We start from the raw sequence: 21,957 nt of genomic DNA, 5'->3' as shown, positions 1-21,957 counted from the left end.
CATTTGGGTCGGGCAAATATACCCTTTTAGCCGATAGCCGTTGGCTACTCGTGGGTTCGCCCTTTGATCTTGCCGGAACCCACCGCACGGTCCAGCGTATCCGTCTTGGCAAACAGTTTTGGGGAAGGTGTCAGGCGGGTTAGATCGGGCTGGCCAGCGTCCACCCAACAGGTGTACCAGACACTGCCGACGCTTAGGATGGCGGCCCGAAAACGTTCTTCTACCATCCCCTGCATGGCGGCATCCCAGGCGGCGGAAAACTCGGCGGATTGAGTCTTGATCGTCCGCCCGGAGCGCTCATCGAATACCATTTGCTGATCTTCCGGGAAGGTTTCCCGAAGGCGGCGCTCCGTATTCAGGACGGAATCGACCAGGGAATGACTCTTGAGTACGATGTCCCAATAATACTCGCGCGGGTCTTCAATGTAGCGGGCCTTGCCGACGAAGAAATCGTACTGGTCATCCGCAAATAGCTCGGGTAGGCGGCTTTCCCAGAAAGCGTGGATGCCCGTTTGCCCGGTCATTTGCCCATTATAGTTCTCGGTGGTATGAAGTGGAACGTGAGCATCGCCAATGTAATGACCCATTTCTGCGCAGAGGCGGAGGATCCTGTCGGAATCCTCATCAATAAAAGCCTGAGTAATGCGCCGCTGCATGCGCTCTAATTGGTAGGGTAGGATGCCGTACTCCGTAAAGTGCTCCCTGACTTCTACCTGAGCCCCGGGAGCCAGGGTAAATCCAAGTGCAGTCACGCTGTCGGCATCGGCTGTGATCACGTCCTCGTAATAGTTGGGTAGCACATTGTTGATCCAGAACATCCGGTACTGGCCCAGTGGAAGCTGCATCTCTTCACCCTCCGCATTCCGAAGAATGACTTGGCTGTTAGCAGCGAATAGGTAGTCAGGATCGCCCTGGAGAATGGTATCCGTCGTCCAAACAACGGTATCCTGCTCAGTAATCAAGGATAGTTCCCCCTTATATATTAAGGCATCCGTCCAACGGCGGGGGACGTGCGGAAAAGTCTCACTTTCTCCCCAGTGGTCGAGATCGATGTAATGGCGGACGGCTTCGTACTTACTGGCGTAGCGACGTTTGTCGGGGTCGACGGCGTGGTCGGTCACCCAGTCGAGGTTAGCCCGAAAGAAGGGCATCATGTCCTGATCGAGCGTAAAGACGGCCAATCGGTTGATGCGTCGGTGGCCAAAGAAGCCCCATTCTGGCCCGTCCGCAACGCTGGTCAGCAGGACAGCCGAGGCAAGGACCACGGATGCGATTCCCGATATTTTAATTAGCGTCTTCAATTGCATGAGGCAAAGGTACCACCCCCAGCCCGGGGAAGATTACCGGCGGAAGGGGTCACTCAGGCTCTCGTCCGTAGCGATAGACTCGTCGGTGGCCATCATCAGGAAGTCCTCCAACGCTTGTTTATCACGCTCCGAGTAGTTGAACTTCCGGGCAGTGAAGTTGGGGCCCTTTAGAGTTGGGTGAAGGTTCCGGTGGTTTTCAATACCCTCACTGTAGTGATCAATTACTTCCCGCAGCGTAGCGAAGCGGCCGTCGTGCATGTAGGGAGCAGTAAGCGCTACGTTGCGCAGGAAAGGCACTTTGAAGACGCCGTTCATCCGGGCTTCCCCGGTCAGTTCACCGATGCCTTTGTCCGTATAGGTAGCGTCCAAACCATTGTTGGCGACGGCAACATTCGGTTCGGTCAAGCTGGAACTGTGGCAGGTGGCGCAGTTCTGGTCGAAGATGTTAGCTCCGCGAATCTCACTATCCGTAAACTGGGTAAAGAGGGCTCCCTGACTGAATGCACGCGCATCCTGAAAACGGTCGAAGCGCGTATCCATAGATGAAATGGAGCTGGTGAACTTCTCCAGGGCGAGCGTAATGCGGTCCGGCGTCAAGTCGGTAGTCCCGTAAGCCTTCATGCTAAGGATCTTGTACATGTCCAGCTTCTTCAGATCCGAAGAGAGTTCGTGGAGGTCGCGACCCATTTCCAGTTCGTCCTCGATGGTCAATTCGCTTTGCTCCTTTACCGTTTTGGCCCGCTCGTCCCAAAAGAACTTCACGGTCCCTTCAACGCCAGCGCTTTCCTCATCCGGTGAGCTGCCGTAGCCGCTGATGGAGGGAGCGAAGGAAGGGACGCTGCCGAGGGCAATACTATTCCGTTTAGTCACGGCGCCGTTGATGCCCTTAGAAAAGGCAAGTGGGTCCGCAAATGCCTTTTCCTGAAGGTGACAGCTAGCACAACTGGTCTCACCGGTTGCGGAGAGCGCCTTATCGTAAAACAGGACGCGACCGAGCAGTGCTTTACGCGCATCAGAATCACTCTGGCGAATAGACGAGGGACTGCCGAAACGAGCGATGTGGCGCGGCAATTGCTGTACGTTTGGCTCGATGGTTGCCGATAGCTTGAGTTCCTGATTGAGCACCGCCAGTTCCTCCGCATCGAAGAACATATCCTTGGGATTACTGAAGCCTTCTTGCTGCGGCGCACCTTCCGTGAAGGTTTCCGGCTCACAGGAGAAAAGGGATACGGCCACAAAGCCGCCAAGCAAAAGATGGGATAAACGCATAGGGAATCGAACTGGGTGCACTAAAGGTCTGACAGATAAAGATAGAACACAAGCTTTTGTCAGATTATTGTCAATCAAAGGACGGCTACTAAGCCAAACTTGTTGGTCAGTCACGCAAGTTTTAACAGTTTTCACCGGGTTACTTTCCCGGAGACTGACGGTAGGCCTCCGAACCATCCACGTAAGTAGCAATGACCTCCGTTTTGAGGATGTCCGATTCGGGGCAGGAGAGTAGGTTATTACTGAGGATAACGAAGTCCGCCGCCAAGCCCGGCCGTAGTTGTCCTTTCTTATCATCTTCAAAAGCCGCAAAGGCGCAGGCTGCCGTGTAACTGTGTAAACCCTCTTCTCGCGTCATCTTTTGTTCGGGGAAGAAGGTCGCTTTCCCGTCCGCCCGCTTGCGGGTCACGCTGGCGTAGTAGCTTTCGATTGGGTCGACGTCCTCGACCGGGGCATCCGTTCCGTTGGTGACTACGGCTCCGGCATCCAACAGCGCCCGCCAGGGGTAGGCTCCAGTGCGGGCCCTTTCCGTACCGAGGCGGGTTTCGGCGAAGAGGGCGTCCGACGTACAGTGGATACCCTGCATGCTGGCAATGACGCCAAGTTCTCCGTAGCGGGGGATGTCCGCCGGGTCAATGTGTTGGCTGTGTTCGATGCGCCAGCGCCGATCCGCCCCGTCTTCCAGGTAGCGTTCCATGACGTTGAGCGTTTCCCGGTTAGCGCGGTCGCCGATGGCGTGGACGCACAGTTGCATGTCGTTCGCAATGGCAAGTTGAGCGATACTGTCCACCGTCTCGACGAGGGTGGTGTTCTGACCCGTGAAGCCGGGGTTGTCGAAGTAGGGTTCGATCAGCCACGCACCGTAGCTACCGAGGGCGCCATCCAATTCCGTTTTGATGGCCGCACAGGTAAAACGGTCGCCGTAGTGGGGAAGGCCGTCCATGTGGCCCGCCATTTCGCCGTGGGGATGGCGGAGCATGACCCAAAGTTTGAGGCGGAGGCTATCGGCGGCGTCCAATTCCCGGTACCAGTCGATCTCCCGGAACTTGGTGCCGGCGTCCTGAAAGCTGGTGATGCCCTTGCGCAGGCATTCATCCTGAGCGGCGGTGATGCCCGCGAGCCACTCTTCTTTGCGGCTCTCCGGCGTCATCGTCTGTACAAAATTTTGGTAGGCATCCGTGATCAGATCCATCGCCCGTTCTTCGAAGACACCAGTGGGATCGCCTTCGCCGTCGCGGATGATGCGCCCACCGCGGGGGTCGGGCGTTTCCCGGTTAACGCCGGCCAACTCCATGGCTTTCGCATTGGCGTAGAGCGCGTGGCCACTGGCGTGGCGGAGAATCACCGGGTTTACGGCCGTGAGTCTGCTCAGTTCATCATGTACGGGGTAGCCACCAACACTGTGGTCGTGGGGCTTGTCCCACTTTTCCTGGTGCCAGCCGCGGCCGGAGATCCAATCGCCGGCGGGGGTGGCATCGGCTCTTTCTTTCACCATTCCGACAATCTCTTCCCAAGTTTTGGAGCGGAGGAAGTTCAGGTTGCGCAGCGAGCTGCCCAGGCCGGAGAAGTGAGCGTGGCCTTCAATGAAACCGGGCATGATCCACTGGCCGTTGGCGTCCAGACGGACCGTCTTTTTATTCACCTTGCCGGTCCAATCTAACGTATCGTTACCTACTGCCTTTACGGTTCCGTCCGCGGCTACGAGCATCGTCGTCCCACAGTACCCGGCACCTGCGGCAGCGCCCGCTTGTACGCCAGCACAGTCTTTGCCGGTCCAGATTTTTGCGTTGTAAACGAGTAGTTTGGCGCCTTCGGTGGAGCTTTCATTATTGTTGCAGGCGGCGCAAAGAACCAGAAGCAGTAGGAAGAAGGCGGAGCGGAAATACATCATGCCGCAAAATACGTGGACGGGGCTTAGCGGGCCAAAGAGAGCCGGCGCGCCGTGGCGACCTGCCGCTGAAAACCGCGGTTGCTGCCCAGCGGAACCGTAAGACCGTAGCCGACGGCGTACTCCGGCTGGGTGAGGGGGCCAAGGTGAATGGAAAGATCGTCGGAGATATCAAATTCCTGAAGATGCGCGTCGGTGTAGGCTTCGACGGCCTGAAGCGCGTAGACAACGAAGATGCCGATGTAGGCCGTTTGCCGGGCCCGGTCGGCGTTATCACGGGCAGAAATAAGAGCGTTCGTAGGTACCTGAGCGACAGGGAATTCGCCTTCGTTGACAATGCAAGTTTCGTTAGGGATTACGATGACGTTCCCTTCCCCCAGACACCGGTCAAAGATCGCATCGCGAAAACGCCGGTACTGCGTCTGGTTAAAATCGGCGTACGCTACCATGCCAAGCAGGCCACCGTAAACGAGTGGCACCTTCCAAAATTTCTTGTTGTAGGCCTGCCCACCGCCCGGAATAATACTCCAAAGCAAAGCCCGTTTGGGGCCGCGTTGAATTTGCGCTAGGGTAGCGTTAGTATCCTGCAAAATCACCGCGGGTTCAATAATCTCAAGCGAATCAGGTTGGCCAATCGGCACATTTTGCGCTGCCGCAGGTGCCACGCTGAGGAACCAGCAAAAAAGACCCAGCCAACAACCAAGGACCCAACATGACCCACGAGAACCCAACCGAAAGCTACGGTCGGTAAACGAGGAAACGTGGAGTAAAAATGGATTGGCCATGAAGCAGAGTAGTACTAATAGGACGCAGGTGAACGCCTTTTCGTGTGCTACGAAGGAAAAGGAAGACTATTCTACGGCTTTGTAGAATTGTTCCATCTCCTCCAGGTTGGCAAACTTGATGGTGATGCTACCGGATTTGTCCGTTTTGTTGTCCAGGCTCACTTTGACCTGGCGCGTACCAAAAAACTTCTGGAAGGCCTCCCGCACCGTTTTCAGGTCATCATTTTCCGGCTGGCGGGCCGGGCGGACGGTATTCTTTTTCTTGTAGGCGCGGGCTTCTTCTTCGATCTTACGGACGGACCAGTTATTGCGAAGGATATCCTTAAGGAATACTTCCTGTTGGCCAATATCCTTGATGCTGGCAAAGGTCTTGGCGGCCCCAATGCTGATCTTCTTTTCCCGCACGGCCTGCTGCACCTTCGGGGAAGTATTGAGGACAGCGAGGTAGTTGGTCACTGTAGGGCGGCGTTTACCGACGCGGTAAGCGACCTCCTGCTGGGTGAGGTTGAAATCTTCAGCCAGCCGGTAATAGGAGTAGGCGACTTCCATTGGGTTCAGGTCCTGCCGCTGGATGTTCTCGATGAGGGCCATCTCCAGTAAGGTTTGGTCATTGGCCGTGCGAATGAAGGCGGGTACTTCCTTTAGCCCAGCTAATTGGCTGGCCCGAAAGCGTCGCTCCCCGCTGATGATCTGGTAAGTCCCATCCCCCATGTGACGCACCGTCATGGGCTGAATGATGCCGTGCACCTTGATGGAGTTGGCTAGTTCGCTGAGGGCTTCCTCTTCAAATTCTTTGCGCGGCTGATCCGGGTTAGCGTGGATGCTTTTGATGGGCAAGAAAGAGAAGTTCCGGCTCAGGGTACTGATCGTTTCCTCGGGGGCATCCTCGATGGCCTGATCGAGGGAGCGGTTGTTGAGCAGGGCATCAATCCCCTTGTTCAGGGTGGCTTTGGAGGGTTTCTTTCCGGGGTTAAACTTCTTGGCCATACGTTTTCAATTCTTGGGTGGGCAAAGATAGGCCAGGCGCGGGGGCATCGCACCTTGGGACTCTATTTTTCAATTTACAGGTTTAATTAGTTCCCTGGCCTCCATCAGCCCTCTATCAATGCTAGGTGACTGAACCCCGTAAAGCATCAACCCGATAGGATAAATTTAATGGAGGGCACGGATCAACAATTGCATTAGCCGAATGGGTGGCAACGCAGCACCGTAAAGTGGCGATCACGAAGGAACCAGCCTTCGGTAGTGATGGGTTTCAGGTGTTGCTTGGAAAGACAGTGTGAGTTCCGCGGGGTCGAAGTATAGTTAGTCTTTAGTGGGCGAGAAAGCGCTTTCCGTCCCGTATGTAATTGCGCACGTTAAGCCAGAAGGCGGCGAAGAAGTAGAAGAGCAAGCTGGAGCCTAAACTAAGGCAAGACAAGTAGATGAAATAAACTCGTACGCGGCGGCGGGAGATCCCCATCAAATCTGCTAACCAAGCGCAGACACCGAAAGCAACTCTTTCTACGCTGTTTCGAAAATTATCCATGAAGTTTGATCTGAATGCACAATAGTATAATAAGGACTGCTTGCAAGAGTAACTATGGTAGCAAGTCGTAACCGAATAATAGGTCTTAATCAACAAATTACCAAGAGTCATGGTGGTTTAAGCAGTTCTTTACGGTCCAAATTCTTGCTTTCGGACAAGTTCCTTGCCAGACGGCGTCCAGAAGCCACCGAACATCGGCAAAAGCGTCAGGTTCTAGCGAACGTTAAACCAACTCACGCGACCATATATGTACCTATTTGAAATTTTTGGCCTGACGCTTGATTTCCAACCTTTGCTCGAAGAATTACAGCGTTGGTGGGCGGTTTTGCTGAAGAACCTGCCCAATATATTGCTGGCGATAATTGTAGCCTTCATTGGGTATGTCGTGACCAGCTTCCTTAAAAAGTACTTTAATAAGATCGCTCGCAAAATCGTTGATGATTCGACGATCCAGTACTTACTGAGTACGCTCATGACGGCTGTCTTTGTCGTCCTCACCATCATGCTGATCCTGAGCGTGCTGAACCTTGGAAGTGTTGTAACGGGTATCGCCGGGGCTGCGGGGGTTGTTGGATTAGCCCTTTCATTAGCTTTTCAGGACCCCATCCTCAACTTTTTCAGCGGCATCCTGCTCACGATCCGCCACCTGTTCAAGATTGGAGACATGATTGAAGTAGAAGGGTACACTGGCGTGGTCAAAGACATTAACCTGCGCCACACCAGTATTCGGACCTTCCAGGGGCAGGACGTGATGATCCCCAACAAGATCGTAGCCCAGAACCCGCTGACGAACTATAACAAACTCAACATGCGTCGGGTGGACATCTCCTGTGGCGTTAGTTACGGAGATGACCTCCAGAAAGCAAAAGACGTAGCGGTACAGGCCATCAAGGATAACGTGCAACACGATCGCGATAAGGGTATTTCTTTGTTCTACACTGAGTTTGGGGATAGTTCCGTCAATTATACAGTCAGGTTTTGGTTGGACAGCAACAAGACCGGACAGCCCGATTTCCTGGAGGCCCGGAGCAATGCCATCCTGGCCATCTTCAATGCTTACAACGAAAACGATATCATGATTCCGTTCCCCATCCGGACGCTCGATTTTGGCATCAAGGGAGGTGAGCAACTCAAGGAAATGCTGGGGAAAAATGAGGATGAACAAGCTTAAATAATTGGCTAGTCCAATTAACACAATCGAACATCTCTACCCGGTTTTGCGCTCTATGAAGCGAAATCACATTATTGAACCAGCTCTCGCGCCACTTAAATTATCGGCGCTTGAGATTAACCATCAAAACTTGACTATTATGAAGATTCGTATGATCACCATGGCCCTATTGCTCGCTTTCGCCGGAGTATTTTATTCTTGCGCTGAAGGCTCCGATGTAGACCAGGCCACCGACGAAATGGCCCGCGAAACCGAGAATGCCCTCGCTAACGTTGGCGCCGAAATCCGCGAAGAAAGCAACGAGTTCGAAGCAGAATTTAAGCAGACCCGCTCCAAGATCGACCGCCGCATGGAGGAGATCGAGAAGGACATGGAGAATGCTTCCGCCGAAGCCAAAGCAGAAATGCAGGAAGAGTGGAACGAGCTTGAAGCCTACGGCAAAGACATTGACGACCGGATGAACCGCGTTGGTAACAATATGGAAGCCGGTTGGAAAGACTTCAAAGGTGACGTGAAGAAAGGCTGGAACGATTTCAGCAAGGAATCACGTACAACGCTCAACAACATCGAGCGCAGCCTAGATCCAGAGGGTGACCTTGACTAAGGTTATTGCCCCATAAATTCCAAGCTACCAGCCCGGTAGGAGCCGTCATAACAGTCGTTTCTACCGGGCTTTTTTTATCTAACCCTGATCAAATAAAACAGCAACTATCATGATTCGCAAAGGAACTAACGTGAAATGGACCTGGGGCTCCGGGACCGCCGAGGGTAAAGTGGAAGAAACCTTTAAAGAGGAAGTCAGCCGCACCATCAAGGGCAACCAAGTGACCCGCCACGGAGAAAAGGGCAACAAAGCGTTGCTGATCAAAACTGGCGAAGGCGATAAGGCACTTAAACTCGAATCAGAAGTGGAACGGGTTAGCTAATAGTTAGCCTCGGCTAAAATTATCAGATCGCCTTCGGAAGTACTTCCGGAGGCGATCTGTCTTTAGGACGGCCGCACCGAACACGCCCCCCGGGCATTGGTTATTAAGGAGTATGAAGTTTCAGCAATCAATTTTCGTTACTCTACTCTTCTCTATCCTGTCAGTTGGGCTTTCCGCTCAAACTACGATGGGGAACATCAAGTATGAAGACCAGTCCATTTCCTCACTCAAGTTTTCAGTAGACGGACCAGCCGATGAAATTGAGGAAGCCTGGGAAGATTACTTCGACGAGCGATACGATCTAAAATTAGACAAACTGGATAAAGACCGGGGCAGCATTGCTTACCGAAACGAGAACGCCACACTTACTTTACTGACTTCTAAGCCAGTCACCCTCTACAGTAAAGTAGCGGAGATTGAAGGTGGTGCCCAGATCTCCGTAGCGATGACCGATGCAAATGGCGCCTATACCGAGACCAATAATGCAACCGCGATGCTCGCCGTGCGGGCCATGATCGAGGACTTCAAGAATCGTTTCTACACCGACTACTTCGACGAGCAATTGGAAGATGCGCGTAAGGAACTAGAGGATGCTCGCGACGATAGCCAGGATGATACCAAGGATGCCGAACGCGCCCGCAAGAAGATTGAGAAATACCGCGATAAGATCGCCGACTACGAAAAGAAAATTCAGGACCTCCGCGACGAAGTGGGCGATGAGCTACTGAGCGCCGAGGAAGAAGCCGCCCGGGCGGCCCGTATTGAAGACAAGATCCGAGAGATCCAGGTGCGCCGCGCCAGGTACCTCGGCCAGTAAAGCATTAATTAAACTATCAACCAAACTACCATGGCAACCACCACAACCCCCGTTCATAACTCACCCGACTTAACTGACCATACCAGCTACGATATCAAGGGTCACGCCCGTAAGTTCGGCATCATCCTTGGCGTCTTGACGGCAGTTTACCTGATCGTACTTAACTTGATCTACGGTGAAATCCCACTGGGTATGCGCTTCGCTAAGCACCTGATCATCATCCCGGTAGTCTGGTACGCAGCAGCAGATTACGCTAAGCGCCTTCCTGAGGGTAAAGTGTTCAAGGCGGAATTGACCTACCTACTGAAACTAGCCGGATATGCAGGCTTGACGCTCTTCGCCGCCAACATCGTCACATTCATGGTGTCAGGAAACTCTTTTGAGCAATTCATGCAGGAAGGAGACACCTTCGCAGGCATGATGATCAATGGCAGCTTCCTTTTCTTCGAGACGGTCGTATTCGTAATGATCTTTGCCTTCATCGTGCTCCAGGGTATGAAGGGCAAGGGTTCACCAGAAGATTAAAATGCAACAAGCTAACGCTATTAAGGAGGAAGGCCAGTTCAGTATCCAACGCCTGGCCTACTACGTGATCTGCCTATGTATAGTACTTGTGGTACTGTACGTAGGCGCTTCATTTTTTATACCTATCGTTTTTGGCGTTTTTTTCACTTTCATGCTGAAGCCGCTAAGGAACTTCTACGAGCACTACGTGCGCAGCCGGGTTGCAGCCATTCTTTTGGCAATGAGCACATCATTCCTAACCATAGGGGGAGTACTCGCCTTCTTCGTCATGCAGGTCATGGACGTCATGACCGAGGCTGACGATATCGTTGCGGAGATAAAGGAATCTTCTTTTGAAGTGATGGCCTACTGCGGTGAGTTCCTGGGCATGCGGGAGCGAGAAACTTTTGCGCTATTCAACGAGCAGCTCGATAGCTTCACCGCTGCTCCTTTGGGGCTGTTGACGAGCGGGCTATCCACGTCGGGTGCCATGTTCGCTAATTTTTCGTTGGTGGTTATTTATACTTTCTTCTTTCTCCTCTACAGTACGGCCATCAGGAATTTCATTATGGGCCAGTTTCGGGGAAGTATTAAGGAAGAGGGAGGTACCACGATTAGGGAAATTCAGGAAGTGGCTACCAGCTATTTGGAAGGTATCCTCATCGTGATGCTCATCCTTGGCATCCTCAATAGTCTTGGTCTCTGGCTGATCGGAATCCGCTTCCCCTTAGTGTGGGGATTTATGGGCGCTATGCTCGCGGTCATTCCGTACGTTGGAACTGCACTCGGTGGGCTCTTGCCTTTTCTTTACGCGGTAGCCACCGTAGATACTTACTGGCAACCGATCGCCGTGATTGTTTTGTACACGGTAGTGCAATCAATTGAAGGTAATTTGATTACGCCCAAAGTAGTCGGTAATAGCGTAAAGATCAACGCCCTCGCCGCCATCCTCTCGCTGATTTTTGGGGCGCTGTTCTGGGGGATTGCCGGAGTCATTCTGGCCATTCCGTTACTGGCAATGGTCAGGGTCGTCCTTGATCATATTAATCCCACCAAGCCTTTTGCCCTACTGCTGAGCGACGACCTCTATGGACAATCGCATAAATTTCTCGACGAGTACAATGCTGATGCTTACCGCTTGCGCTCTCTTTTCAAAAAGAATGTGAAACCGGTTAAAGTAAAGATTGCCAATTCAAGCGAGGTACCTAATGAGATTAGCCACACTGACGCCGAGGTAGTTGCCAATACCGAAGCCCAGTAAGGAAACGGCCAGGCCTGCCGCCATCAAGCGTTTGTTCTTCAGCGCGGCTGCCACCTGCACTACGAAAACTGGCCCGTAGAATCCAGCAACCGAGCTAAGGATTACCGTATCCCGATCAACGTTGAACAGCCGGCACAACAATAAGTGGAGTAGGGTAGTGGAGCTCAAGGCCAGAAAACTGAAGTACAGCAAGTCCATGCCGTTCGCGGCCAATTCCCGGAAGTCCGCCATCAACCCCAACGCTACGGAAAAGACCAGGATGAAATATTCACCCAGCGGGTAAGTATTCCCCAGACGCTGCGTGATTGGCATGCTCGCTGCAACCAGCGCCAGTGTTGTTAGCGACAAGATTAATAGGGTCACGTTATCAAGACCGCCCGTCACCGCAAAAGTGACGCCGGCCGAAATCGCAACGATCGCCAAGGCTACGCCAGTCTGAGCGAGCTGCTTTTCCGCCGCCACTTTCTCCACCGCGGCTATCTCCACGTGCTCCTCCTCCCCGGGCGTCTTCCGGTAGAAGCGAGCGTAGATTGCCGGAAGGAACGTGATTAAGCCGAGCAAATAAGCGCCGCCGAGCAGTACGTCCGCAGCCTGCACCAACACGAGGTAGTCGGCGGGGGCGTCTAGAGCGAGCCCAATCGCCTGCACGTTGGGCGTCCCACCGGTGTACAGGCCAGTTAGCATTCCACTGACTTTCCACGCATCGGGGAATTCGCCCGCCATGTAGTAACCCACCAAGCCGGTACAGAGTAAGCCCGAAAAGCAGCAGAGCCCGAATGCTAATAACATCGGGCGCGCGTACTTCAGGCTATCTTGTATCCTGACACCGAGTAAGAGTAAGGGCAACCCGATCACCATGCTGGCGGCGGCAACATTCTCCAAAAAATTGTTGTCCACCGCCCACACCCGGCCGTTGCTGACGGCAATCCCAATCAGATAACAGGCAATGATGGAACTCAACCAGCTAGGAAACCAACGAGCCCTTTCGGCGTGGCGAGCAATCAGGGGAAACCCAACGCAAAGCGCTAGACTCAAATACTGAGACAAATCCATCAGTACCGGTCTTCCCGTACGGTTGCGCCACCCTCGGCGGGCACCTCGATGACGATGAGATTACCAAAATCGGATTCGTCAAATCGCTCCAGTGTTGAATTCTGAGAGATTTCATTCGCAAGGGATGGTGTAGAGTTGCTGTGGCCAACAATCAATACGTTTTCGCCCCGGTGGCCTTGCTTGACGGTAGCCGCAAAACCGGCGAGGTCCCCCGCATCGTAATCCTGCACGGTTAATCCATAAGCAGCCGCGGTGGGCGCAGCCGTCATTTGCGTACGCTTAGTGGCCGTAGAGTAGACGGCCTTAATGTCTTTATCCGCCAAAATTGTAGCCAATCTTGCGGCGCGCTCCGTGCCCTCGTCGGTAAGCGCTGGGTCCTCTCCGTCTTGTTTCTCGGCGTGCCGCACCAGGTAAAACGTAGTGACGGCGGTAGCCTGCGTATCGTCATCACCGGCCGCCGCCTTCTCCTGGGCGCTGCCGCAGGATGCGAGGAAAAGACCAAGTACCAATAAAAGGAAAGCGTGGAGGGAGTAAGTTAACTTCATGCCGATAAATGTACGCTTAACTTCCGTTGTTCGGCCGAGCCTGCCTTCGCTGAGCGTACCTACGATAAAAGGGAGAATAAGTCCTTAACATTATGACCATACCCAATGATCTGACCCACATCGCTTTCGATGCGGACGATACCCTCTGGGGCCACGAACACATTTTCGTCGACGCTAAGTCACGGTGTACCGAACTCCTCCAGCCATACCTCTCTCCGGAAATGGACTTGGAAAAAGAATTGTACCGCTTCGAACGGAAGAACCTACTGATCTTCGGCTACGGTGTAAAAGGGTTCGTCCTCTCCATGATCGAAACCGCCATCGAGTTATCCAATGGTCGCATTACTGGATTCGAACTCCAGCAAATCATTGATTTGGGCAAGGAGATGATTGCCCACCCTATTGAGCTACTACCTTACGTAGAGGAAGCGCTTGCGCAACTCGGCCAGTATTACACCTTGCTCATCATCACTAAGGGTGACTTATTCGATCAGGAAAATAAGATTGCCAGAAGTGGCATTGCCCATCACTTCACCCATTGCGAAATAGTTAGCGAAAAGACGGCAGCTACTTACGCGGACATATTTCGGCGCCACCAGATCGATCCGGGAAAGTTATTGATGATCGGTAATAGCTTGCGGAGTGATGTGCTCCCCGTAATGGAAGCCGGAGGCCACGCTGCTCACCTGCCCTACAAATTCACCTGGCACCACGAGCGGGTGGGGGAGGGGGACTTAACGTCTTCCTACTTTAGACCGGAATCCCTCGAGCAGCTGACGCACCAATTACTGGCCATCCAATCTTCTTGAATAGGTATGGTCCTGCATCCCCACTTTACCTTGCACCCGCGACAGCGCCCAAGAGATTTTCGTAAAGCTAAATGTTGAGTGATTGAGCGATGCCAGTGGAACAGTTTGAGAATTTTTACGGTTATTGACCTACCAGCCTCCCAACCAGCAAAACCGATTGACCATGAAACAGACGAGTGGCCCCGTGAAGCAGTTTCCCCTGGCGGAAGCCGCCCTGAAAGACTTTCAGCGGACGCCACTGCCGAACTTTGCCGATACCGAAAATACGTTCCGCCACCTGAGCACGCGGGAGCTGAAACGGACGGCCTGGCTATTCAACCTGATGGGTAAGGAGTGGCTTACCAAACTGATGTCCGGGCTTGGCGTAAAAGCCGTGAAGTATCGGCTTCCACTCGCGAAGTGGGCGGTAAAAAATACCATCTTCCCCCAATTCGTCGGTGGTGAAAGCTTGCAGCAAAGCCTACCCGTCATTGAAAAGCTGGCTACGCGGAACGTTACCTCGATTCTGGATTTTGGGGCCGAAGCAAAAAATACACGGGAGGATTTCGACAATTTCACCCAGCAAGTGCTGGACGCCATCAACTTCAGCGCCCGCAACGATGCAGCCGTTGCCGGGGTAGTAAAAGTGACGGGTCTGGCGGATGACGACATGCTCGCCAGCTTAAACGATGACGTACCCGTGATCGGGGGAGATCTGACCCCCTACGCAGACCTTCGGGATACCATCGACCGGTTGGACGCCATCTGCAAACTCGCTTCGGAAAAGGGCGTACAGATCTACATCGATGCGGAGGAAAGTTGGATGCAAAGTACCATCGATGCACTGGCGGCAGAAATGATGGAACGGTATAATAAGGACAGCGTGACCGTCCTGCACACCTACCAACTTTACCGTCACGACCGCTTACAGCTCATGAAGGACAGCCACGCACGCGCCCGGGAGTACGGGTATTTACTGGGCGCAAAGCTCGTCCGGGGCGCCTACATGGTGAAGGAAAATAAACGGGCGAAAGCGGAGAACCGCCCAACCCCGATCCAGCCTTCCTTGCAGGCAACGCACCAAGATTACAACGCTGCCGTGCAGTACTGCGTGGAAAATATTAAGACGATTGGTTTCTGCGTGGGTAGCCACAACGAAGAGAGCAACCTCCTCGCCTGTAAGCTGCTGGCCGAGCGCGGGCTGCAGAGCAACCACCCCCACGCCCAATTCGCTCAACTTTACGGGATGAGCGATAACCTGACCTTCAACCTGGCCGAAGCCGGCTACAACGTCAGTAAGTATCTTGTGTACGGGCCCGTCCGTGAAGTTCTACCATACCTTGTGCGGCGCGCTCAGGAGAATACCTCCGTGACCGGCGAGATGGGCCGGGAACTGAAATTGGTCCAAACAGAATTAGCTCGCCGAGTCGCCTTAAAATAATGCGGATGCCCCGTTCGTGGAACCCGGCTTGAGGTGTATTGGATAGTGAATAGAGACCTTATATATAGGAATGTTGGAGAGCAAGTGACCGCGCGGAAATCGCGTACGTCTTAGTTGCGTGTATTCTAAAGTTTAGGTAAGCGGCAATTCTGCTGTTGCCAATTCTTTTAGCGTTACCTTTGCGCGCGCTTAGCGTAGCCTCAGCCTTACCCCCCCCAACTGTACTCAAATGAAGGATATTCGTAACATCGCCATTATTGCTCACGTAGACCATGGCAAAACGACCCTCGTGGACAAGATGCTCCTCGCCGGACAGCTATTTGGCGACCACGAACGGCCCGGTGAATTGATCATGGACAATAACGATCAGGAGCGGGAACGCGGCATTACGATTCTGGCCAAGAACGTATCCATCAACTACAAGGGTACCAAGATCAACATTATCGACACCCCCGGTCACGCCGATTTCGGTGGTGAGGTAGAGCGGGTACTGAACATGGCTGACGGTGTCATCCTCCTCGTGGATGCCTTCGAAGGCCCCATGCCACAAACCCGCTTCGTAATGGATAAGGCCCTGCAATTGGGCCTCAACCCACTCGTGGTAGTCAATAAGGTCGACAAACCCAACTGTACGCCCGATGAAGTGCACGAGATGGTCTTTGACCTGATGTTCTCCCTCGACGCTACCGAAGAGCAGCTCGACTTCCCGACCATCTACGGTTCCGCCAAGAATGGCTGGATGAGTGAAGACTGGAAAGTTGAAACGGACTCCATCGTTCCGCTACTGGATGCGATCCTGGAACACATCCCCGCACCGGAGATTCCCGAAGGCAACACCCAGATGTTGGTGACCAGCATTGAATTCAGCAAGTACATCGGTCGGATGGCCATTGGCCGCCTCAGCCGTGGTACCCTCAAGACGAACCAGCCACTCACGCTGATCAACCGTGAGGGCGTAGAAACCAAAGCTCGCGCCCGTAACCTTTACGTCTACGAAGGCTTCGGCCGTGTAGAAGTGGACGAAGTACAGGCCGGCGATATCTGCGCCGTCTTCGGCGTGGAAGGTTTCGAGATCGGTGATACCATCGCCGCCGGCGAAAACCCCGAAGCGCTGCCAACGATCGCCATCGACGAGCCCACACTGTCGATGACCTTCACTATCAACGATTCTCCTTTCTTCGGTAAGGAAGGTAAGTACGTAACGAGCCGCCACATCAAGGACCGCTTGACGGCAGAGCTGGAACGTAACCTCGCCCTGCGGGTAGAGGAAACGGACAGCGCCGATAAGTTCCGCGTCTTCGGCCGGGGCGTTATGCACCTTTCCGTCCTTATCGAGACGATGCGCCGTGAAGGGTACGAGCTACAAATTGGCCAGCCCCAGGTAATCATCAAGGAGATAGACGGCGTGAAGTCTGAACCAGTCGAAGAACTGACGATCGACCTGCCGGATGAGATGTCCGGTACCGCCATCAACATGGTCACCCAGCGTAAGGGGATGATGTTGAGCATGCTGCCCAAGGGCGACCGGGTGACCCTCGAATTTGAGATCCCTTCCCGAGGTATCATCGGTATGCGCTCTAACATGCTGACCGCCACCCAGGGTGAGGCCATCATGACCCACCGCTTCAAGGAATTCCAGCCGCACAAAGGCGACATTCCCGGACGGATGAACGGATCCCTCATCTCCATGGAGCAGGGCAAGGCGATTCCTTTCTCCATCAATAACCTGCAGGATCGTGGCCGCTTCTTCGTCGAAGCCGGTGAAGAGATCTACGAAGGCCAGGTGATCGGTGAAAACAGCCGCGCGAACGACCTCGTCGTTAACGTAACCAAGACCAAGAAACTGACCAACATGCGTTCCTCCGGAGCGGACGACAAGGCGCGGATCGTACCGCCCCGTAAGTTCACGCTGGAAGAGGCGCTGGAATACATCCAGGGCGATGAGTACGTAGAGGCTACGCCCGAATCGATCCGCCTGCGTAAGATCCTTCTCCGTGAAGCCGAGCGCAAACGCGGTATGAAGATCAACTTCTAATCCTGCGTCCACAGCTGGATTAGGCAAACGAAAAGGCCCCGAAAGTGACTCGTCACCTTCGGGGCCTTTTCATTTAAAGGACAGCGGTCCAATCGGATTGGTCCCGTAGTATTTACTTGCTGAGTACAGCCGTAAAAGAGGGGCCAGTCAATTTCTCATCACCCGCGTATGCGACCACGAAGCAGTCGGTTCCGGTGGCTTTTAGCTCTTGAACGAGTGCTCTCGCGGAAGGGCCGTCTTTGAGGCCGTGAATTTGATAAACGTAATACTTCCCTTCCTGGGTCTCCGTAACGGTGTGCCCGAGCTTGTCCCAACCCAACGCGCGGTAGTCGGCCGGCTTGGTGGTTTTAGCCAATTGAACGCGAATACTTACGGCGTCTGACTCCATCGCCACGGCTATGGGCGTCGAGCTCGTAGGTTGAGCATTAGCTGAGGTAGTAGTGGTACTAACTTTATCAGAAGGGGTGTAAGTCAGCGCAGTGGGGCTAACGTTGGCTGCCTTCCAGCCATTTCCATTAGTCGGAGTCGCCTCAATCGGCGTTTGACGAGCCTCGGCCAGGTCGTATTTTTTGCCGGTAATCATTTCTCGATAGCTGATAAAGGCGCGGGTGAGGCTGTTGGCAAGCGACTTCTGTCCCGTGGAGCTCATGAGGTATGCCTCTTCCTGGTCGTTAGACATGAAGCCCAGTTCAACGAGCACGGCTGGCATGGTGGTTCGCTTGAGGACCATAAACCCGGCTTGCTTCACGCCCCGGCTCTTGCGCCCGCTGCCCGCGAATTCATTTTCCACCAGTCCGGCAAACGTGATGCTGCGGTTCAAATTTTCGTTCTGATCGTGGCTCAATAGAATGTGGCCGGCGTTGGTGTAGGGGTCTACGTCGTAGCGAGCGTCCCGCTTTCCTTCGTATTCTTCCACTACGCCGTTTTCCCGAGCGGCTACCTCCAGGTTGTAATCCAAGACGTGGTCACCCATGACAAAGGTCTCCGTACCGAAGGCTTCCCGGTTGCGCGCAATGTTGGCGTGAATAGAAATGAAGAGGTCCGCCCCTTCGTTGTTAGCCAGTGCGGCCCGCTCAACGAGTGGGATGAACCGGTCGTCCTCGCGGGTGAGTACGAACTCGATGGTGGGGTAGACCAACTCCAGTTCGTCACGAAGGAGAATGGCCACATTGAGCGCAATGTCCTTCTCCTGGCAGTGCTTACCGAGGCCTCCGGGATCTTTCCCTCCGTGGCCCGGATCGATGACCACCAAGCGGATATCGTTCGAGGCGCGTAGCGTACTTTTGAGCCCCGTAATTAAGGTGCCGTTAAAATCCGTAGCGCCAGGCGACGAATCCCAGGTGGCGGCCGTCATTACGGTTGTTGGTACCAGGCAGATCAGTAGAATAAACAGTGAAAAAAGACCCTTCATCAATAACGCTTTTTGCAGCCGCAAGCCTCGCTGCAGTGTGGTGTGGTCGACAAATATATCAAGCCGAAACTACTAATCCACTACGTAAACGTGTTGTTTTTCAGGCTTTTAGCCTACTTTTTGTCTTAGTATTGTGTTGCCGGCCCGTGCCCCTCACCGCGCAGCAGCCAACTCTGGATAGCGCCGACGTGCGCGTTATGGTAGATTCGTTCACCTATCTGCCAATCGATACCGTTATTGATTCGGCCCTCAATCAACAAGCAATTGAGGAAGCGATCTTCGCTACTGACACCCTTCCACCAGCCAAATTCAGTGGCTCCACCGGAGACTTTACGATGAGTGGCGATAGCCTGACGGACCCTGTTGACTACGCCGCCAACGATAGCATGTGGGTTGACTTCACAACGGAGGAGATCCACCTCTGGGGGGCGGCCACCGTGAAGTATCAAGACATATCCCTGCAAGCCAACCACATCGTGCTCAACTACGGGACGAACATCGTAGTGGCCGAGCCTACTCCGGACAGTACCGGCCGCGCCGCCGGATTGCCAGAGTTTTCGGACGGCGGCCAAAGTTTCACGGCCAAAAAGATGCGGTACAACTTCAAGAGTGGGAAAGGAATCGTGTACGGCAGCACAACCACACAAGAAGACATCTTCGTGCGTGGCGGTAAGTCCAAGTTCGTAAGCAAGGCCGTGCAGATCAACGATACCACCCAAGCTGACGTCATCTATACGGAAGGGGCCATTTTCACGACCTGTTCGGCGGACCACCCCCACTTTGGTATTCGCACCCAGAAGGCGAAGGTGATTCCTAATAAGCTGGCCGTGATCGGTCCCAGCAATCTGGAGATTATGGGCGTGCCAACGCCTTTTTGGTTACCCTTTGGCTTCTTTCCGTTGAAGAGTGGCCGCAGCACCGGCTTGCTGTTTCCTTCCGACTATCAGTACAGCCCCCAGTGGGGCTTTGGTCTGCAGGGGGTAGGGTGGTTCTTCCCCCTCGGCGACCACGTGAATCTTCAGACTACGGCCGACTATTACATAAAAGGGACCTACACCCTGAACACCAGCGTAACCTACCGCCGCCGGTACAAGTACAGTGGTAATTTCAACGCCAGTTACAAACGGCTCCGGCGGCTGACCAGCGATCAAAATGAACTGTTCGACAAGGGCTTTTCCGTTTCCTGGAGCCACCGCCAGGACCAGCGGGCGCACCCGACCTTCACCTTCGGTGGTTCTCTAAATTTCCAGACCAATCTCGTCGATCAGCGCTTCATCAACAGCTACGAGGTAGCTAGCCAGAACGTCATCCGGTCGAGCATGAACATGACGAAGAACTTCCCGAAGATCAAGTCGACGCTTACCGCAGGCCTTAACCACAGCCAGTCCAATCAGCAACGGAGCATTACGGTCAACTTCCCCGACGCCACCTTCCAAACTCAAACTTTCTACCCGCTTCGGGAGCTACCCGGCAAGCAGTCTGCGTGGTATAAAAAGTTGTCTTTACGCTACAAGAGCGCCCTGCGAACGGAGTTCTCTGCGCCAGATTCCACCTTTTTTTCCCAACAAACGCTGGACGAAGGCCAGTACGGTTTCCGCCACGAAGCCACGACCGCGCTTAGTTTCAATGTGCTGAAATACTTTAACCTTAGCCCCAACGCCAGCTATACCGAGACCTACTACGGCAAAACCCGCAATTACCGCCTGGATGGCGACGTACGTCAGCAGGAGATTGTCGACCCAGAAACGGGCCTTGTGACGATTGACACGACTAGCCTCGGGTCGATCATTAACGATCTTAATCCTGGCTTAGCGAGCTACCGTACCTTTTCGGCGGGTGTATCGCTCAGCACCCAATTGTTCGGAAAGGTCAAGTTTGGCGAAAAAGGGCTATTCGGATTGAAGGGGCTGCGGCACGTAATGAAGCCCAGCCTTACGTTGGGTTACAACCCAAATTATTGGGAAGCTAGGGATTTCATCAGTGGCCTTGACTATTACATTCCAACCAGCGAAATTGACCGTTTGAATGGTAATGATGATCGGTTTTTGTCGCCATTCTCCGGTCAGATCTTCCCCGCGCCCCCCAACTCGGAGGAAAGGTTGGGCATCGGTTACTCCATATCGAATCTGTTCGAGGCCAAGGTCCATAACCGCAAGGATAGCACGGACCAGAACGTAAAATTGTTTCAAAATATCGGGGTGAGTGGGTCTTATAATCCTCAGGATTCACTGGAATGGAGTACCGTTCGCATTTCCGGCGGCACCCAATTTTTCAAGGGCGTAACGCGGGTCAACGTATCCGCGATCATGGATCCCTACATCACGCGGTACGATCCTCAGCTGAAGCAGTTCCGTCGGGTGGACGTGAGCAACTTCGAGGAAGGGCGTTTCCCCTTGGCCTTGCAACGGCTCTCAACGACCATATCTACGAACATCACCGTAGATAAGATTCGTCAACTCTTTCAGGGTAAGGAAGAAGAGGTTGTGACTAACCTGGCGGAGGAGCGGCGAAAGCGGCGCGAGGAGGAAAACACTTTGTTTGAGGAGACCGATATTTTAAGTTTGTTTGAGCGCTTCAGCATCCGCCACAACTACAATTTCAGTTTTATTCGGGAGTTCGACGAAGAGGAGCCGACGGTGTCCGATCGGGGTAGACCAGCCTTCCGTGCGCTCGCCAATTCGATCGAATTGCGCGGAAGTTTGCAGCTGACGAATAATTGGAGTGTCAATATTGGTCAAATTGGCTACAGTTTTGTGGACAAGCGCATCACCTATCCCTTCCTGAGCTTCGTTCGTGATCTGCACTGTTGGGAGATGCGATTCAGTTGGGCGCCGCAAAGAAACACTTACTCGTTTTCTATTGCCGTAAAGCCTGGTACTCTGGACTTTATAAATCTACCAGTCAACCAAAACCGCTACGATGGGGGGCAACTATTCGCTAATTAAGGTCCTGATCGTGCCCAATTTTTTCAAGTTGGCGCTGCCGCTGGTGCCATGAAATAGGGATGAAAAGGTGGAAAAAGCAATGTTCAGCACCGATTACTGAAGATTCTGTACGCTTTTTTGCGATGGGTGGTGGGATTTATATGATGATTCCTTATTACATTTGTCCCAGATTCCAGCATTTGTTTCTTTCCAAGCTACTTCAAAACACTGTTAAGCTTTCACATTGTCAAATTTCTTGATTACAAGTGAGGTGTTGTTGAGTGCCCCAGCGGGCACCTTGGAT

The 21,957-nt window shown here is 53.4% G+C and carries 19 protein-coding genes; 10 read left to right on the top strand and 9 right to left on the bottom strand.

Annotated elements, in window-relative coordinates; all coding sequences use genetic code 11:
- Positions 1-44: 44 nt before the first annotated feature.
- From A3850_RS15365 to A3850_RS15340, 6 genes are all read right to left on the bottom strand, one after another.
- A complete protein-coding gene (locus A3850_RS15365) occupies positions 45-1,307 on the bottom strand; it encodes a zinc dependent phospholipase C family protein (protein ID WP_068218405.1) in 1,263 nt (420 codons plus the stop codon).
- Positions 1,308-1,340: 33 nt separating this feature from the next.
- On the bottom strand, positions 1,341-2,576 hold the full coding sequence (locus tag A3850_RS15360) for a cytochrome-c peroxidase (protein ID WP_197494073.1): 1,236 nt from the start codon (positions 2,574-2,576) through the stop codon (positions 1,341-1,343).
- Positions 2,577-2,715: 139 nt separating this feature from the next.
- The gene (locus tag A3850_RS15355; protein ID WP_231915335.1) at positions 2,716-4,467 is read right to left on the bottom strand and encodes an amidohydrolase; all 1,752 of its coding nucleotides are present in this window, start codon (positions 4,465-4,467) and stop codon (positions 2,716-2,718) included.
- Positions 4,468-4,490: 23 nt separating this feature from the next.
- A complete protein-coding gene (locus tag A3850_RS15350; protein ID WP_157501271.1) occupies positions 4,491-5,054 on the bottom strand; it encodes a DUF5683 domain-containing protein in 564 nt (187 codons plus the stop codon).
- 261 nt (positions 5,055-5,315) lie between these two features.
- On the bottom strand, positions 5,316-6,236 hold the full coding sequence (locus A3850_RS15345; protein WP_068218397.1) for a ParB/RepB/Spo0J family partition protein: 921 nt from the start codon (positions 6,234-6,236) through the stop codon (positions 5,316-5,318).
- 325 nt (positions 6,237-6,561) lie between these two features.
- On the bottom strand, positions 6,562-6,777 hold the full coding sequence (locus A3850_RS15340; protein WP_068218393.1) for a PspC domain-containing protein: 216 nt from the start codon (positions 6,775-6,777) through the stop codon (positions 6,562-6,564).
- Between the two features lie 247 nt (positions 6,778-7,024).
- Here A3850_RS15340 and A3850_RS15335 point away from each other — a divergent pair, with 247 nt between their 5' ends.
- From A3850_RS15335 to A3850_RS15310, 6 genes are all read left to right on the top strand, one after another.
- Positions 7,025-7,948 carry a mechanosensitive ion channel family protein gene (locus tag A3850_RS15335; protein WP_068218390.1) on the top strand — a complete coding sequence of 308 codons (924 nt, stop codon included), beginning with the start codon at positions 7,025-7,027 and terminating at the stop codon, positions 7,946-7,948.
- Between the two features lie 139 nt (positions 7,949-8,087).
- Entirely contained in the window at positions 8,088-8,552 is a 465-nt protein-coding gene (locus A3850_RS15330) for a hypothetical protein (RefSeq protein ID WP_068218387.1), read from the top strand.
- A 109-nt stretch (positions 8,553-8,661) separates the two neighbouring features.
- Positions 8,662-8,874, top strand: coding sequence for a DUF2945 domain-containing protein (locus tag A3850_RS15325; RefSeq protein ID WP_068218384.1), 213 nt, complete (start codon positions 8,662-8,664; stop codon positions 8,872-8,874).
- Between the two features lie 112 nt (positions 8,875-8,986).
- Positions 8,987-9,691, top strand: a complete 705-nt coding sequence (locus A3850_RS15320) for a hypothetical protein (protein WP_157501268.1) — start codon at positions 8,987-8,989, stop codon at positions 9,689-9,691.
- 30 nt (positions 9,692-9,721) lie between these two features.
- Entirely contained in the window at positions 9,722-10,216 is a 495-nt protein-coding gene (locus A3850_RS15315; protein WP_068218376.1) for a hypothetical protein, read from the top strand.
- A 1-nt stretch (position 10,217) separates the two neighbouring features.
- Complete coding sequence (locus tag A3850_RS15310; protein ID WP_068218374.1) at positions 10,218-11,456, top strand: AI-2E family transporter; 1,239 nt, start codon at positions 10,218-10,220, stop codon at positions 11,454-11,456.
- Here the strand turns inward: A3850_RS15310 and A3850_RS15305 are convergent.
- Together A3850_RS15305 and A3850_RS15300 are read right to left on the bottom strand one after the other, a co-directional pair.
- Positions 11,388-12,416, bottom strand: coding sequence for a DUF819 family protein (locus A3850_RS15305; protein ID WP_068218372.1), 1,029 nt, complete (start codon positions 12,414-12,416; stop codon positions 11,388-11,390). The genes A3850_RS15310 and A3850_RS15305 overlap by 69 nt on opposite strands.
- Before the next feature lie 92 nt (positions 12,417-12,508).
- Positions 12,509-13,054 (bottom strand): histidine phosphatase family protein, encoded by a 546-nt coding sequence (locus tag A3850_RS15300; protein WP_068218369.1) that lies wholly within the window; start codon positions 13,052-13,054, stop codon positions 12,509-12,511.
- Positions 13,055-13,146: 92 nt separating this feature from the next.
- Between A3850_RS15300 and A3850_RS15295 the strand changes: the two genes are divergently transcribed.
- The 3 genes from A3850_RS15295 to typA all read left to right on the top strand — a co-directional run bounded on the left by A3850_RS15295 (position 13,147) and on the right by typA (position 17,318).
- Entirely contained in the window at positions 13,147-13,863 is a 717-nt protein-coding gene (locus tag A3850_RS15295) for an HAD family hydrolase (protein WP_068218366.1), read from the top strand.
- 163 nt (positions 13,864-14,026) lie between these two features.
- Positions 14,027-15,283 (top strand): proline dehydrogenase family protein, encoded by a 1,257-nt coding sequence (locus A3850_RS15290; RefSeq protein ID WP_157501265.1) that lies wholly within the window; start codon positions 14,027-14,029, stop codon positions 15,281-15,283.
- Positions 15,284-15,512: 229 nt separating this feature from the next.
- The gene (gene typA / locus A3850_RS15285; protein WP_068218362.1) at positions 15,513-17,318 is read left to right on the top strand and encodes a translational GTPase TypA; all 1,806 of its coding nucleotides are present in this window, start codon (positions 15,513-15,515) and stop codon (positions 17,316-17,318) included.
- 112 nt (positions 17,319-17,430) lie between these two features.
- Here typA and A3850_RS15280 read toward each other — a convergent pair whose 3' ends face one another.
- Complete coding sequence (locus tag A3850_RS15280; RefSeq protein WP_157501262.1) at positions 17,431-18,729, bottom strand: N-acetylmuramoyl-L-alanine amidase; 1,299 nt, start codon at positions 18,727-18,729, stop codon at positions 17,431-17,433.
- 146 nt (positions 18,730-18,875) lie between these two features.
- On the opposite strand from A3850_RS15280, the gene A3850_RS15275 reads away from it, so the two are divergent.
- The gene (locus A3850_RS15275) at positions 18,876-21,674 is read left to right on the top strand and encodes a putative LPS assembly protein LptD (protein WP_068218356.1); all 2,799 of its coding nucleotides are present in this window, start codon (positions 18,876-18,878) and stop codon (positions 21,672-21,674) included.
- Positions 21,675-21,957: the final 283 nt, after the last annotated feature.

This window comes from Lewinella sp. 4G2 (assembly GCF_001625015.1).
In the GTDB taxonomy this organism is placed as follows: Bacteria; Bacteroidota; Bacteroidia; order Chitinophagales; family Saprospiraceae; genus Neolewinella.
The sequence above is the reverse complement of the archived record's forward strand: the minus strand, read 5'-3'. Positions and strand labels throughout refer to the sequence as shown.